This is a genomic window from Spirosoma panaciterrae DSM 21099 (assembly GCF_000374025.1).
GTDB lineage: Bacteria > Bacteroidota > Bacteroidia > Cytophagales > Spirosomataceae > Spirosoma > Spirosoma panaciterrae.
Genome location: NZ_KB893217.1, coordinates 177,034 through 192,339, shown reverse-complemented (window position 1 = coordinate 192,339; position 15,306 = coordinate 177,034). Strand labels below are relative to the sequence as shown.

Below are 15,306 nucleotides of genomic sequence, written 5' to 3'. Positions count from 1 at the left end.
TCACCTTTCACCAGCAAACAACACCTGCCTATTTTGTTTTTTTAAGCGTCAACAGAGCCAAGTTTAAGTACGCCTAAAGGTACATCGGCGAATACGTCGGTAACTCTGATTCCTGTCTCTGCCATGCCCTCTGCCTTTGTTAGTCGGTGTTGCCATTGTTTAGGCGCTTCATTGGGTATCAGAATATGGGTGTCGTTCCAGTCGATAGTAATAGGGGTTGTTTGCTGATCACGACACAGCCGGGCAATGCCCAACGGGATAGCGATTACATACCAGTGTTGGGTGTCGTGTCGGGCAAAAGCGAGTACATGATCTTTATAGTAACCTTCGACCATCAGGGGTGTGTATTGGCCTTCGGCAAAAAGAACAGGCTGTTGCCGACATTCCTGCAAAAGTGTATAGACCAGGTGGAGTTTGATCTGACCATCGTAGCGGCTCCGCCACAGTTCTGACCAGCGATTCGTGCTGCTGTGATGCAGGAGTGCATCGAGGGACTCACAGCGTTGTTCAAAGTCGATAGGTCGACGGTTATCAGGATCTACCATACTCAGGTCCCACCTTTCACAACCCTGGTACACATCGGGCAACCCCGGGCAGGTACATTTAAGTACAACCTGAGCCAGTGAATTGATAATACCTAGGTCGGCTATCTGCCGATAAAAGGCATCGAACCGTTTCCAGAAGGGCCGATTCGTATCCAGCAATTTACGGGCAAACGCCTTGGTGGCTTCTTCATACGCTTCGTTGGGGGTGTTGTGACTTGAATAGCGCTTTGCTTCCCGTATCGCTTTTTGCAGATACTCGTCCAGGCGGTTAGGGAAATCCTCCCCATCCTGGTCCGGCATGGGGTAAGCGCCGACCAGGGTCTGATAAATAAAGTACTCATCATTCGGATCAGGGGATTCGATGGCGCCATTCGCTTCATCCGATTCGTCGGAGCCGTCGATGACTACAGACGTTTTGAGCTGATGATTGAGCGTTTGCCAGATTCGTACTTCATCAAGCCATTCGTCGGGCAGATCGGTCAGTACATTCAGCCGACTACGTACATCTTCACCCCGTTTGGTATCATGGGTGGATGTGGCGTTGAGAGCCAAGGGCCATTTGGCCTGCCGATCCATCATTTTCTGGTGAAACTCATCGACCGTCAGGCCAAAATAAAGTGGAGAGTCACCCACTTCGTCGTGCCCAATAAAGCGGGTATAGGTGTACATAAGCGTATCTTCCACGCCCTTTGCCATTAGGGGCCCCGTAAATTGCATACAACGCTGGTAGAACTGTAAGGCGCGGTTCGTATAAGCGGTATTTTCCTCGCTGGGCCAGGTCAGCAGCACCTTTTCCAGTAAGTCGATAGCTGGAGATAATCGGGACTTGTGTTGGCGAATGTGGTCGAAAATATTTCGGATGGCGTCGGCTTCGGTGGGGTCAAGAGGCATCCGGTTGCCGTAGTATCGATAAACAGGGCATCGAATCAAAAACTCACCAATCGCTTCTTTCAGCGTATCGTTGGGCAGGGCAGTAAGTTGTTCCTCGTTGGCTAGCTGAAGTTCTCTGAACAGATGGAACAGGTTGTCCAGTTCACCGCCCATGTGCTGGAAAAGAATGTACGCTTTTTTGTCGTACAATTCCTTACGTACCACTTTTCGATCCCCTACTAATTCCTGGTAGAACCGGGTAAAACTTTCCTGACTGCTGGTTCGGGTCAGCAAATTATTGACGATAGAGAGAAAACCGTAGCCAGTAGCCCCCTGAATGGGCCAGTTGGTGGGTAAGTCCTCATCGTCTTTCAGAATTTTTTCGACGATAATATAGGCGTCTTCACCTGCCAACTGGCGTAACCGTTCCAGATACTGGCTGGGATCGTACAGGCCGTCAATATGATCGATACGAAGCCCCTGAAAGGCACCCGTTTCGAGCAGTTTTTTGGTAAAGTGATGCACATGGTCGAATACATGCTGGTGTTGAATGTTGAGGCAGATCAGGCTGTTGACGGTAAAAAAGCGCCGATAGTTGATTCGGAAATCGGTTTCCCCATAAAAACACAGCCGATAGGCTTGTTCGTCAATAATTCGTCTTAGCTGGGCGGGGCTTTCATTCAGGGCACGCAGACATTTTCCCAAGAACGACTTAGCCGGAGACTGCCGCAGCCATTCGTCCAGTTTTATCTGCAGGGCGGTACTGTGTAAGGCATAGGTCGTTGGGTCGGTTATATCGTCCAGTTCTGCCAACTGTACCAACAACTCCCGAAGCGGTTCGGACGGTGGCTCATTAGCCGCTTGTAGAATGGAGGCATAGGAACGGAGGTGAAGCGGATATGCCGTATCGAAGTAGGTAAGTACAAATCGCCTGTCCTGATAAGAGACGGTTAGTTCGCCTTGGTTGAGTACGTCATCCAGGGGGTCGCCCAGAAAAGGCACCATAAGTCTGCCCTGATGATGTGGACTGTTCCAGTCGATGTCGAAGAAGGTACTATAAAGTGATAAGGTGCCCTTTTCCAGTACATCCATGAGCCAGCGGTTGTCCGGATGAAACGCCATATGGTTGGGCACGATATCCTGCAACCAGCCGATACCGCGCTGAGCTAATACCTCATGGATACGCTGTAGCTGCTCTTCGGTGCCGATCTCGGGATTGATTCGCTGCGGATTGACGCCATCGTAGCCATGCACACTTCCCGGAACGGCCTCAAAAATGGGCGACGCATATACGGTTTTGATGCCTAATTTATCAAGGTAGGGGATAATGCGTTCAAAGTCAGTGAAGGTAAAGTCCTTGTGAAATTGGATTCGGTACGTTGAAATGGGATTTCTCATGACCCAGGGCGTAAAAACAATGGATTCGGGATGTAAAGTAACTGGTGTCATTCCCGACCGAAGTGGGGAATGGGCCCTGGGTTGGTAACCGGGCTGTCATGGATGGCCGATGTATTGATCTGGCTCCCTTCTCTGGCGAGTGGCAGCCAGATCAATACATCGACCTAATCGATTACGGAAAAGCGATACTAATTGAGCGCTTGTCTACGGATAATTGATTGTTGTGTCCGGGTGTTCAATAAAGTACCTGGTTGGCTAAAGCCATTGGATGTCTATAGGTAAATAGAGACATAGCCTCAAATACGTGCCTCTGGCGTGCCATTATTAGCGCCACTCGTAGGATAACCGGCCTGTATATAGCGTTACACTCCAGGGGGCCAGATGAACAGATTGACCAGGGGCTAATTGATCGGGCCGTGAGGTTACATCCGTTGGCGTGGTTTCCTGCCATTGGGCATCTTTTGAGTCCAGTTGTTTATCCCACTGCGTAACCCAGACGGGTAGCTCGTAGGTGATAACCTCTTCCGAAAAATTGAACAAAATCGTAGCATGTTGTTGTCCATCGATGGTTTGGCGGTGTAACACAAACCCTGATTGGCCCAGCACTGTAACCCGAATGTCGTTTTTACTGACATTCCGCAGGGCAGGTATTGATTGCCGTAATTCGATTAATCGTTTGTGCCACAGCAGCATGGTGGCATGCCGCCCTTCAGTTCGGGTATGCCATCGTATTTTCGATTGATTAAATGTGTCTTCGTCGGCTGGATCGGGAAGTTCGGCGTCACCAATGAACGCCTTGAAATCGTTCCTGCGGCCTTCCCGAACCGCCTGAAGTAAGTCGGTGTCAGTATGGCTGACGAAGTAATAGAAAGGCGACTCGTCAGCGTATTCTTCGCCCATGAACAGCATCGGAACGTAGGGGGATAGGAGGAGAGCAGCCGCAGCTACTTTCTGACGTTCAAAATCGACCAGGAGCGAGAGTCGTTCGGTGCCGAGCAAATTACCGACCTGATCATGATTGAGGTTGAAAACGACAAAACGGTCGCCAGGAATACCTGCCGATGAGCGACCAAATTTCCGTTTGCGAAGCGAAGCATAGTCGCCACTGGCTACGAAACCATCGGTATACGCTTTGGCAAGCTGTTCCATTCGGCCGAAATCATGATAGCGCTGGCGCCCCGGTTTATGAATCAGCACATGCAGCGCATGGTGAAAATCATCGAGCCATTGCGCATCAAAACCATAGCCGCCCACATCGGGTGATTTGACCACCCGTGGGTTGTTCAGGTCCGACTCTGCTACCAGATAAAGAGCTCGGCCCAGCCGTTCTTCGAGATAGGACACCTTGCTATGCGTCAATTCCCAAATGTGGACAGCGCCCATGTCAAACACTTCATGAATGGCATCGAAGCGTAGGCCATCGACATGATACTGTTCAAACCAGAAAAGCGGGTTATTGGACACATAGTCGCGTACGCCATCCGCCCATTCTCGGTCATAGTTGATTGCATTGCCCCAGGGCGTATGGTATTTGTCGGTGAAGTAAGGGCCAAACTGCGTAAGGTAGTTGCCTTCTGGCCCCAGGTGATTGTAGACTACGTCCAGAAAAATAGCCAGCCCACGGGCGTGGCAGGCATCGACCAGTTTTTTTAGTCCGGTTGGCCCACCATACGAGTCTTGAACCGAATACGGATATACCCCATCGTAACCCCAGTTGCGCTCGCCCGGAAACTGGCAAACCGGCAACAGTTGCAGGGCATTTATGCCCAGACTGGCTAAGTTGTCGAGTCGGGAAATGATGGCTTCAAACGTACCTTCAGCAGTGAATGTACCTACATGGATCTGGTAAAAAATCAGGTCATGAAAGGGTAAACCACGCCAGCCCTCATCCTGCCAGCGATAAGCGGAGTGATCGATGACCTCCGATGGTCCGTGAACGCCATTGGGTTGAAAATGGGAGGCAGGGTCTGCAAATTCGCCCTGGTCGTCGAGTCGGTACACATACTGAGTTCCCGGTTCAATATCCTCAACTTCGAGTTTAAAGTAGCCCCATTCGTCGCACAGCATGGGTAGCTCCCGGGGTTGGGGGTGTACAATATGTAAGGTTACCGATTTGCGTTTGGGGGCCCATACCGTAAATATACAGCGCCCATTACCGGTATACGTTGCTCCAATTGGTTTCATGTATCGTTAATTTACTCGTCAAGTAAGCGTATCAATAAGCCATCGTCGCCACCAAGGCTAATGCGGTCAGCCACCTCGACCCCTTCCCATTCGGGAGTTGTTGCGATTTCGACAATGCCTCTAAGTGGATTGTCTTTGGCATTGAAATAAGCGGTTCGGTGACTCAGATTTAGCAGAATAAGAAAACGTGGATGGCCTTCCAGTTGCCGGATGTAGGCGATGAGCTGCGACGTGGCATAAACCGGCACATAGTCGCCAACCATCAGCGCAGGTTCCTGCTGCCGCAGGTTGATGAGCCGTTTGTAAAATGATAGAATAGAAAGCGGATCGTCTTCCTGTCGCCAAACGTTTTTTCGGCCGAAATCAGGAGCCACTCGTAGCCATGGTTTACGTTCGGAAAAGCCCGCATACGTTGTTTGGTTCCACTGCATGGGCGTCCGGGCGGGATCACGGCTTAGGTTTTTATCCGGCATATTCAGCCCCTGGGGGTCCTGAACCTCATTGAAGGGAATCGGGACATCGCGCATGCCTATTTCTTCGCCATAATAAATGGTTGGCGTACCGCGTAGGGTTAGTAGCAACAGGGCGGCCACCCAGGCTTGTTCGACCCCCACCCGGCTCGTAATGCGGGGTTGGTCGTGGTTGCCCAATACCCAGTTGGGCCAGCCGCCTTTGGGTAAAAGACCTTCATACTGGTCGATGGTAGCTGCAATTGTCTGTGCATCCCAGGGTAGAGTTAGTAACTGAAAGTTAAAGGGCAGATGGGCTCCCTTGCCGTCGATGCCATAGTACGCAACAAGCTGATGGATAGGTAGGTATATCTCGCCAATAAGGAGCCGCTCAGGATAAGCGTCGACAACCTGACGCATTTTTAAGACAATATCATGAACGTCTGGCTGGTCGGTAGAATAAACGGGCAGTAGTTGCTCATAGGTTGCCATATGCGGCTGGTAGTCGGGATTGATGGGGTTGTCGCGCAGGTGTTTGTCTTTGATCATATGCCACATCACATCGACCCGGAACCCATCAACGCCTTTGTCCAGCCAGAATCGCATAACCCCCAACATGGCCTCCTGCACCGCTGGATTTCGCCAGTTGAGGTCAGGCTGTTCCTTCAGAAAGGCATGGTAGTAATATTGGCCGGTAAGCTCGTCCCATTCCCAGGCACTGCCGCCGAATACACTGAGCCAGTTGTTAGGGGCTGAACCATCAGGTTTGCTGTCGTGCCAGATATACCAGTCCCGCTTAGGATTATCGCGCGACGAGCGGGATTCGAGGAACCAGGGATGTTGATTCGAAGTATGGTTCGGAACGAGGTCCAGAATCAATTTCATTCCCCGGCTATGGACTCCAGCCAGCAACTCATCGAAATCGGATAGTGAACCAAAGATGGCGTCTACAGTCTGATAGTCAGCGATATCGTAGCCGAAATCGGCCATTGGCGAAGGGTAGATTGGCGAGAGCCACAGGGCCGTAACCCCCAAGCTATTCAGGTAGTCCAGCCGCTTCAGAATACCCTGAAGATCGCCAAGGCCATCACCGTTGCTGTCCTGAAAGGATCGGGGATAAATTTGATAAATAATACCTTTCTGCCACCATATATATTCTGGACTACTTTCGTTCATAGTATTGAGCCGTTACTATTAGGTACCGTCGACCGTCTAACGAATCGTCTGATGCTTAAAGGGAGGAAAGGTGCCTTTTGTTTGCCAAACGAGCCTTCATACACCCAAAAAACGAGGAAATGGCAGAACAAAAATGATCTGTAATGAGGCTACTCGTAGATAAATCACAGGCATCAATTGCCGTGATTATTCACTCTTTATACAGGGGATGCGAAGCTGGGCCGAGGAGAAACTAATACGATTATAAGCTCTATATTTTTCTAATGATAATTGATCAAAGTAACGGTACAATACATCAGGCTCACCTTTTGGATATACACTTTAATGGCGTTTTTATTGGCGTACTGAAGACAGCCGACCAGCGTATTAATCTATTCTACTGGAATCGATTTATGGTGGAAATCCACTGTCAGTTTATTCATCAGCAATGGGAGCCTGTCAGTGTAAATTATTTACTTCGAACAGAAGCCTACATGGATTCATTAATGTCCGGCCTGACAAATAGACAGTTTTGTAAACTACAAGACGCTGTTTGTAGTCAGGAAATGAATTGATTTACAGGTATATATATGGATGCCGAAGCTGATTTAATCAGATTGGCGGATATGCGGAAGAGGGCTGCATAGCTCCCGATAAGCGCATTTAAGCTGTAGTTCGCCGGATATTATCGAGTAGTACGGCTGTGGCAATACCAACATTTAAGGATTCGGCTTCTCCGTAGCGGGGTATGGTAACGGGTTGGGTTATGTATCGGGCAAGGTCAGGCCCGATACCGTTCGATTCATTACCCATCACCAAATAGCCGGATTTTTTGAACGGAAGGGTATGCACATCGGCCCCATCCAGAAAGGCACCGTAAACGGGTAATGTACCAGCCAATTGCGAGAGTACCTGAACCACATTGCCATACCACCAGTTTACTCGGGTAAACGAGCCTTTACTAGCCGAAATAACCTTTGGGTTATACACATCGGCGGTTGTTTCGGAGCAGAGAATTTTTCGAACGCCATACCAATCCGCAATGCGGAGAATCGTACCCAGATTGCCAGGGTCACGGATATCGTCTAAAACTAAGGCAATTTCGTCTGGTTGAGCCAATAGCGGCCGGTTCTCTTTCGTTCTGACCACAGCCAGAGCCGCATTGTTGCTTTCGAGTGTTCCGGCACGGGTTAGCTCCGCTTCTGAAACGATTTCGACGGCTGTTCGTTGGCGATCTGTAAGGTGAACGTTTTCTTTGTAAAATGCTTCGGTCGCCACGACCAGTTCGGTCTGGAAGTTTGATTGCAGAACTTCCTGAACGCTCTTGGCTCCTTCGACCAGAAAGGCCCCATGGTGTTGCCGGTATTTTTTCTGGTGCAGCGATTGTATGTATTTAAGCTGATTTTTGGAAAGCATGAAAAAGATGTATGATATAGGATGTAGGATGTATGATGGGTTGGTTAGCTATACATCAAATACCCTGCATCATACATCGCGAATAAGCCTGTTGGTAATCGTCGTTTCTCTGTCCAGTTGCCTGAGTACCAAACGGCTGGGCATCAATCAGTATATCCTGACGGCCCAAACGGTAAAGGGTAACCGAACCATTTCCCGCGAAAACCTCGAAAGTCTGATTCCACAGAAACCGAACCGTCGGGTGCTGGGACTCCCGATCACCCCACCACTTTGGTTTTATCAATTGGGTTTACGTCGATACAACCGGGAAGCGGCCGTTCAGGAGTTACAGGCCAAAACTAATGAATTTGAACAGCAAAGCCAGCAACTGGCCGACCAGCCCAGGGCATTGAAAAAATTAAATAAGCAATATGGGCGAAAACTGAAACGCCTGCGCCTTAAGGCAGAAGAAGGTAACTGGCTGATGCGGAGCCTTGGCGAACCCCCCTCTTATTTTGCCGAAGCAGATGCCAAAGCCAATGCCACTAAAATGCAGAAATACCTGTCGGACAAAGGCTTCTTCAATGCAAAAACCAGCTATACGCTCGACACGATTCGTCGGTCGCAGATTCGGGTGAATTATCTGATTCGAGAAAACGAAGGGTTTTACCTGCGCAACATCAATTATCAGATTGCTGACCCTCGGATTGATTCCATTGTCCGGCAATCATTCGACCAGTCGAAACTAAAAGTAGGCGAACGATTCGATTTTGAGAACATGTCGGGCGAGCGCCTTCGCATAGAGTCCTTACTACGTGATCGGGGGTATTACACGTTTTCCCGCCAGTATATTCGGGCTACGGACGTCGACACCATTCGGCGGGGAAATGCCCGTCGCTATCTGGAGGGAGCCGAACCGGGTGATTCTACCCGTCGTACGGTCGATGTTGCCATTCTGATCGCGAACCCACCCGGTAAATCATCGCACCCGATTTATCACATTGGGGATGTCGATGTGCAGATCAGCCCCAATATTGATTTGGCTACCAGCGGGCAACCCACGATGATGAATCCGCTGGATACCGCCAAACGGAACGGGATTACCTACATGCTAAGTGGCCGGGATATTTCATTGCGGTTACTGGAATCAAAAATTCTGCTTCGTCCCAATCAGCTTTACAGTCAGACCAACTTTCGTGACACGCAGCGGCAGCTGTTCATGCTGAATCAGTTCAAATACATCAACCTCAATTTCATCGACACCACCAATCGCCGATTGCATGCCCTCATTACGGCCAGCCCCTTAGATAAATACGAAGCGACAGCCGAAGGAGGAGCTACTGGATTATTCTATCAGGGGCAAGGGTATCCGGGTGGGTTTGGAAGCCTGATTTTTCGGGTACGGAATATGTTTGGTGGTCTGGAAACCTTCGAAACCTCCGTACGCTATGGGGTAGAAGCGCAGACCGGGTTTGTGCCCGATCCGAATAATTTTAACAAAGTCGTGTATGCATCGCAGGAATTAGGGGTCAGCAGTTCACTTATTTTTCCACAAATGCTGCTGCCTGGTCGATTTCGGTTTCGGTTTACGCCCTACGCTCCTCGTACTCAGGTTAGCTTAAGCTTCAATAATACCTTCCGGCCCGATTTCCGCCGATCGTTATTGCGGGCAACAATGGCCTATAACTGGCAAACCACTCCGGCCAAACAATTTAATTTTCTAATTGCCGATATTAACCTGATCAATGCTGGAGATGGTACCAATAAGGTCATAAGTCAGGCGTTCTACGACCAGCTCCTGGCCTTGCGAAGTCAGGGAAGTACGATTTATTTAAACTTTTTTCGACGGTCGCTCAGTTCAAGTTTTAGCTTCGCTTACACATACAATACCAATACGCCCGGGCAAAATCGGCAGGCTAATTTCTTTCGTACCGTTCTGGAATCGGGGGGGACAACACTCAATTTCTTTTCGGATAAGACGGTTTCCCAGTGGAGTGAAGAAAATGGCGGAATTGGTGTTCAGCTTTATAAATTCCTTCGGGCAAGTTTTGATTATCGCCATTACATACCGATTCGTTCCCGAACCACATTGGCCTTTCGGGTCAATACTGGGTTGGCGTATGGGTATGGTCCTGGTGGAGGGCCAGTCCCGTATGAAAAGTTGTTTTTTGCGGGCGGTAGTAACAGTGTCCGGGCCTGGCTACCCAGGCGTTTAGGACCAGGCTCTGCGTTCCCATACCAGTCGGGCGATCCATCAAAACCCGCCATCGACACATTGACCGGGCAGTTTAAATATTTATTCGAGCAGCCGGGTAATATATTGATCGAAGGGTCGGCCGAATTACGGGGGCGCTTATTTCACCTCGGAGCGGATATAAACGGGGCTGTTTTTATCGATGCGGGTAATGTATGGGCTTTTCGAAGTCGTTCGGCAACCACTGATCAACCTCGTGCCGGTTCAATTTTTCAGTTCGATTCGTTCCTACCACAAATTGCGGTCGGTACGGGAGTAGGGTTACGCATCGACTTCTCATTTTTTGTGATTCGTTTCGATGGCGGGATCAAAGTATGGGACCCCGCCCGGAAATATACTAATGAGAAAGGGGAGATCGTTGATCAACGATTTATTCTCCCCAAGTTCTCCCTGGCCAAATTATCCAGTGGGCCTAATCCGCTGGTAATCAATTTTGGGGTAGGCTATCCATTCTAGCTCACCTTTCTGAAGAGCGCTGTTGACCAGCGTATTAACGAAATTTAACGGCTAGTTTCTGCCAAAATGACAGGATTTTCAGGTCAATCTTCTTAATTTTGTAAAAAAGAGTCGCCAAATCGTAAAAAAATGCTGTCAACAACAGCTCACAATCAACTTACGCTGGAGCGACCATCGACGAGCAATGGCAGTGATTAGCGAACTAACTATACTTCAACCGGCTGATAAGGAACAGATTGATTTGCCCCGTACTTCTGAAGAGGAACTGGCCGTGGGTAAAAAACGACTGTACATTGAAAGCTACGGTTGCCAGATGAACTTTGCCGATAGTGAGATTGTAGCGGCCGTCATGCGGAATGCCGGTTTTGCAACTACCTCGTCGGCCGAGGAAGCAGACCTGATTTTTTTAAATACCTGCGCCATTCGGGATAATGCCGAGCAGAAAGTTCGTAACCGACTCAAGCATCTGACGGGCCTCAAACGCCAGAAACCTGAACTGTTGGTGGGTATGCTGGGCTGTATGGCCGAACGACTGAAAACCAAGCTGCTGGAAGAAGAGAAAGTAGTCGACATTGTGGCTGGTCCCGATGCCTACCGCGACATTCCCAAACTGGTAGAAGAAGCCGAGTCGGGTCAGAAAGCCGTTAATGTGTTTCTTTCCCGCGAAGAAACCTATGCCGATATTTCGCCAATTCGTCTGAATTCCAATGGGGTTACGGCGTTCGTTTCCATTATGCGCGGCTGCGACAATATGTGCAGTTTCTGTGTAGTGCCGTTCACCCGTGGGCGCGAACGTAGTCGTGACCCACACAGCATTGTTCGGGAAGCCCAGGAGCTTTTCGAGCAAGGATACCGCGAAGTAACACTGCTCGGCCAGAACGTGGACAGTTATAAGTGGCATGTGGCAGAGGGCTTGGGGCAGAGGGTAGAATCTGGGGAGAACCAGTTACCTCATGCCCTTACCACTGTGCCCTCTGCACCCACCACCTTTGCCAATCTCCTCGAAATGGTAGCGCAGATTCATCCTGATTTGCGGGTTCGATTCTCCACCTCGCATCCAAAGGATATTACGGATGATGTGTTACATACCATGGCCCGGTACGAAAACATCTGTAAGTACATCCACTTGCCTGCCCAAAGTGGGAACAGCCGGGTATTGCGGCTGATGAATCGGACCTACGATCGGCCCTGGTATATTGGCAAGATTGATCGGATTCGTGAGATTCTGGGTGAAGACTGCGGTATTTCGACCGATATGATTTCAGGGTTCTGTACCGAAACCGAAGAGGAGCACCAGGAGTCGCTTTCGCTCATGGAGTATGTGCGGTATGATTACGCCTATATGTTTGCCTATTCGGAACGTCCGGGTACACTGGCTGCTAAAAAATATACTGACGACATTCCGGAAGAAGTGAAAAAACGCCGGCTGAATGAAATCATCGCCCGTCAGTTGGAGCACTCGGCCGAACGGAACCAACGGCATATCGGTCAGGTGCAGCGTGTGTTGATCGAAGGGCCTTCCAAGCGTTCCGACGAGTTTCTGTGCGGCCGGAATGACCAGAACAAAATGGTTGTATTTCCGAAAGGAAGCCATCAGAAGGGCCAGTACGTCGATGTTTTAGTGACCGAATGTACCTCTGCAACTTTGCTTGGGCAGGTAGTTAGTCATTGATGATTATTGATTGTCATTCACTGGTCATGGACTTGTATCAGCAAAGAATGACTGCTTAATGACTATCAATGACAGTAAATGACATCTATATGAACAATCAGGAAATACAGTCGGTTAAACAGCGCTTTGGTATTATTGGGAACGCGCCCGCTCTAAACTACGCCATCAACGTAGCTATGCAGGTAGCCGCTACCGACCTGACGGTGCTTATTACGGGCGAGAGTGGCAGTGGGAAAGAATCGTTTTCGAAAATTATCCATAGCCTCAGTGTACGTAAACATGGCCAATTCATTGCCATCAACTGTGGAGCTATTCCTGAAGGCACCATCGATTCGGAACTGTTTGGACACGAAAAAGGCTCATTTACCGGTGCTGTCGATTCACGAAAGGGATATTTCGAGACGACAAATGGCGGTACAATTTTCCTGGATGAGATAGGCGAAATGCCACTTGGCACCCAGGCCCGTTTGCTACGGGTGCTGGAAAACGGTGAATTCATCCGCGTTGGCTCCTCCAAAACCCAGAAAACCGATGTGCGGGTGGTGGCGGCTACCAACGTGAACCTGATGGACGCCGTTGAGAAAGGGAAATTTCGGGAAGATTTATACTATCGGCTCAATACGGTTCCGATTTATGTGCCGCCCCTGCGCGAGCGGGGCACCGATATAGAACTTCTGTTTCGCAAGTTTACAACCGATTTTGCAGAACGTTATCGCATCAAACCCCTGCAACTGACCGAAGGGGCCAAACAGGTGCTGATGTCGTTTCCGTTTCCGGGTAATATCCGTCAGTTGAAAAATATTGCTGAACAGATATCCATCCTCGAATCGGAGCAGAACAAACCTATTGAGGCCGACACACTGGCCAAATACCTGCCCAGTTCCCAACAGCCAAGTCGTACGCTAGCCTTGTTTCCGCAGGCTTACGGGAGCAATACCGAAAATTTCTCCGAACGCGAGCTACTGTACAAAGTATTGTTCGATATGCGTCGGGATATGAATGAGCTGAAGAAGCTGGTTCGGGATATGCTGGGTAATGAACAGGATGGTCGACAAATTTTACATACCCACAAAGACCTATTTGATTCGATTGTTCCGGACAGCGATACAAGACCGGCTGGCGACATGGGTATTACCCGCTTTTTGCCTGCTACCAACGGAACGGTTCGCCCTGATTCGCCACCCCCCACAGAAACCTACGGCAGCCATCCGCCCGTACAGATTTTTGATGATGTGAATGGCGATATCAATGACCTGACCGAAGTAGAGGACGTTACGCATGAAACGGAAGAAGACGACTCCTTGTCGCTGGAGCGGCAGGAGAAAGAGATGATCCTGAAAGCCCTTCGGCGTAATAATAACAAGCGGAAATATGCCGCTCAGGCACTCGGTATTTCCGAGCGAACATTATACCGGAAAATTAAGCAGTATGAGATTGATGAAGAGTAAGTTTTTGGTGAGGAGGGAAAAAGTAAGACCGGGCTGCCGGTCGGTAAAGAATAATCTTTTAAAACGATTAACTAGTTTAGGATTTGCGCTGCTCATTTCACTCTTCATTCAATCATGCGGGGTTTATTCCTTCACGGGCTCTACGCTTTCGCCCGATATCAAGACGGTTACGGTCAATAATTTTGTGCTGGCAACGGCTGGGGGACCAGCCAACTTACCGCTTACCTTCAACGAAAAGTTGAAAGAGTATTACCAGCGGTATACCAATCTGAAAGTAGTACCAGCCAATGGCGATATTGTACTGGAAGGAAATATTACGGGCTACGACCTGCTGGCCGTAGCGCCCACAGCCCAGGATCAGGCAGGGGTTAACCGATTGCAAATCACCGTGCTGGTCCGGTTCTACAATAACAAAGATGAAAGCAAAAACTTTGAGCAGTCGTTTTCATTTTATCAGGACTTCCCACAGGGGCAGACCCTGAGCCAGAACGAAAGCCGTTTGGTTCCCAAAATCCTGGATCAGATTGTCCTCGATATTTTCAACAAGACGGCGGCTGACTGGTAAAAAAAATAGGAATTACGCTTTACGAATTAGGCTTGAAACCGTACTTTCGCAAATCGTAAGTTGTACCCATAAATTGTATTTTCCTTGCTTTCGCTCGATAAAGAAACCTTTTCTTACTGGGTTACCCATCCCGATGATTTATCGCCAACCGACTTTGCTCAACTGCAGGAAAGTCTGGCTGCATACCCATATTGTCAATCGTTGCATACCTTAACGGCTAAAGCGGCTTCTGTACACCAGCGGGGGCAGGCAATCTCATTTGTACGTCGGGCAGCAGCTCATGCACTAAGCCGTAATGCGTTGCGTAAGTTGATCGAAAACGAATTTCAGTGGTCCGAAAATCTGTTGTCGAAGCTAAATGAGCTGTCGGCAAAACACGTTCCCATTCCCGACGATTATCAGCAGGAAAGCTACGCGATCTTTAAGTCGAAGGCAGGGGTGAGCAACGGCTTTCCCAAACTATCACTGCTTCGCCTGGCTGCACCCGGCGAAGCCGATCGGATCGAAACGAAACCTTTGCCCGAAGATCCGACATTAGCGGAAACGAATCTGCAGCACGAACTCGTACAAATTGCTGAACCGCTTGAAGAGCCACAGCCTGTACAGTCGGCGGCTGATCTGGAGCGGCAGCGGCAATTCGATCTGATTGAGAGTTTTATCCGAAATGAGCCCAGTATTTCACGTATTTCGGCAAGAGGTAAGATCAGTGAATCGAACGAACAGGAAGATCTGACGAAACGAAACAGAACGATTGGCGGGGGATTGGTGACGGAGAGTTTCGCCAAAATATTAGAGAAACAAGGAAAAATTGACAAAGCCCGTGAAATGTATAGGAAGTTGATGGTGAAGAATCCAGAAAAAAAGGCGTACTTTGCGGCAAAAATTAGTGAATTGGAAAGTCGTCAGTAAGCAATA

At 49.2% G+C, this 15,306-nt stretch carries 9 protein-coding genes; 5 read left to right on the top strand and 4 right to left on the bottom strand.

The annotated features are described in order from the left end of the window. Positions 1-41: 41 nt before the first annotated feature. The 4 genes from treY to B153_RS0128290 all read right to left on the bottom strand — a co-directional run bounded on the left by treY (position 42) and on the right by B153_RS0128290 (position 8,017). On the bottom strand, positions 42-2,864 hold the full coding sequence (treY, locus tag B153_RS0128310; RefSeq protein WP_020600129.1) for a malto-oligosyltrehalose synthase: 2,823 nt from the start codon (positions 2,862-2,864) through the stop codon (positions 42-44). 273 nt (positions 2,865-3,137) lie between these two features. Continuing rightward, on the bottom strand, positions 3,138-4,997 hold the full coding sequence (gene treZ / locus B153_RS0128305) for a malto-oligosyltrehalose trehalohydrolase (RefSeq protein WP_020600128.1): 1,860 nt from the start codon (positions 4,995-4,997) through the stop codon (positions 3,138-3,140). An 11-nt stretch (positions 4,998-5,008) separates the two neighbouring features. Beyond that, positions 5,009-6,622: an alpha-amylase family glycosyl hydrolase gene (locus B153_RS0128300; RefSeq protein WP_020600127.1), complete on the bottom strand. Its 1,614-nt coding sequence runs from the start codon at positions 6,620-6,622 to the stop codon at positions 5,009-5,011. A gap of 642 nt (positions 6,623-7,264) precedes the next feature. After that, a complete protein-coding gene (locus B153_RS0128290) occupies positions 7,265-8,017 on the bottom strand; it encodes a TrmH family RNA methyltransferase (RefSeq protein ID WP_020600125.1) in 753 nt (250 codons plus the stop codon). Here B153_RS0128290 and tamL point away from each other — a divergent pair. The 5 genes from tamL to B153_RS0128265 all read left to right on the top strand — a co-directional run bounded on the left by tamL (position 8,016) and on the right by B153_RS0128265 (position 15,300). Continuing rightward, positions 8,016-10,706, top strand: coding sequence for a translocation and assembly module lipoprotein TamL (gene tamL / locus B153_RS0128285; protein ID WP_157634932.1), 2,691 nt, complete (start codon positions 8,016-8,018; stop codon positions 10,704-10,706). The genes B153_RS0128290 and tamL overlap by 2 nt on opposite strands. A 184-nt stretch (positions 10,707-10,890) precedes the next feature. Then, positions 10,891-12,378 (top strand): tRNA (N6-isopentenyl adenosine(37)-C2)-methylthiotransferase MiaB, encoded by a 1,488-nt coding sequence (miaB, locus tag B153_RS0128280; RefSeq protein WP_020600123.1) that lies wholly within the window; start codon positions 10,891-10,893, stop codon positions 12,376-12,378. Between the two features lie 89 nt (positions 12,379-12,467). After that, positions 12,468-13,826 (top strand): sigma-54 interaction domain-containing protein, encoded by a 1,359-nt coding sequence (locus tag B153_RS0128275; protein WP_026262518.1) that lies wholly within the window; start codon positions 12,468-12,470, stop codon positions 13,824-13,826. Continuing rightward, positions 13,816-14,391, top strand: a complete 576-nt coding sequence (gene lptE / locus B153_RS0128270) for an LPS assembly lipoprotein LptE (protein ID WP_020600121.1) — start codon at positions 13,816-13,818, stop codon at positions 14,389-14,391. Before B153_RS0128275 ends, lptE begins: the two co-directional genes overlap by 11 nt. Positions 14,392-14,475: 84 nt before the next feature. Next, entirely contained in the window at positions 14,476-15,300 is an 825-nt protein-coding gene (locus tag B153_RS0128265; protein WP_020600120.1) for a hypothetical protein, read from the top strand. The last annotated feature ends 6 nt before the right edge of the window (positions 15,301-15,306 follow it).

Bases quoted from the DNA above. Each gene is read 5' to 3' on its own strand.
- treY (WP_020600129.1), bottom strand. From the start codon at position 2,864: ATGACACCAGTTACTTTACATCCCGAATCCATTGTTTTTACGCCCTGG.
- treZ (WP_020600128.1), bottom strand. From the start codon at position 4,997: ATGAAACCAATTGGAGCAACGTATACCGGTAATGGGCGCTGTATATTT.
- B153_RS0128300 (WP_020600127.1), bottom strand. From the start codon at position 6,622: ATGAACGAAAGTAGTCCAGAATATATATGGTGGCAGAAAGGTATTATT.
- tamL (WP_157634932.1), top strand. From the start codon at position 8,016: ATGAAAAAGATGTATGATATAGGATGTAGGATGTATGATGGGTTGGTT.
- B153_RS0128290 (WP_020600125.1), bottom strand. From the start codon at position 8,017: ATGCTTTCCAAAAATCAGCTTAAATACATACAATCGCTGCACCAGAAA.
- miaB (WP_020600123.1), top strand. From the start codon at position 10,891: ATGGCAGTGATTAGCGAACTAACTATACTTCAACCGGCTGATAAGGAA.
- B153_RS0128275 (WP_026262518.1), top strand. From the start codon at position 12,468: ATGAACAATCAGGAAATACAGTCGGTTAAACAGCGCTTTGGTATTATT.
- lptE (WP_020600121.1), top strand. From the start codon at position 13,816: ATGAAGAGTAAGTTTTTGGTGAGGAGGGAAAAAGTAAGACCGGGCTGC.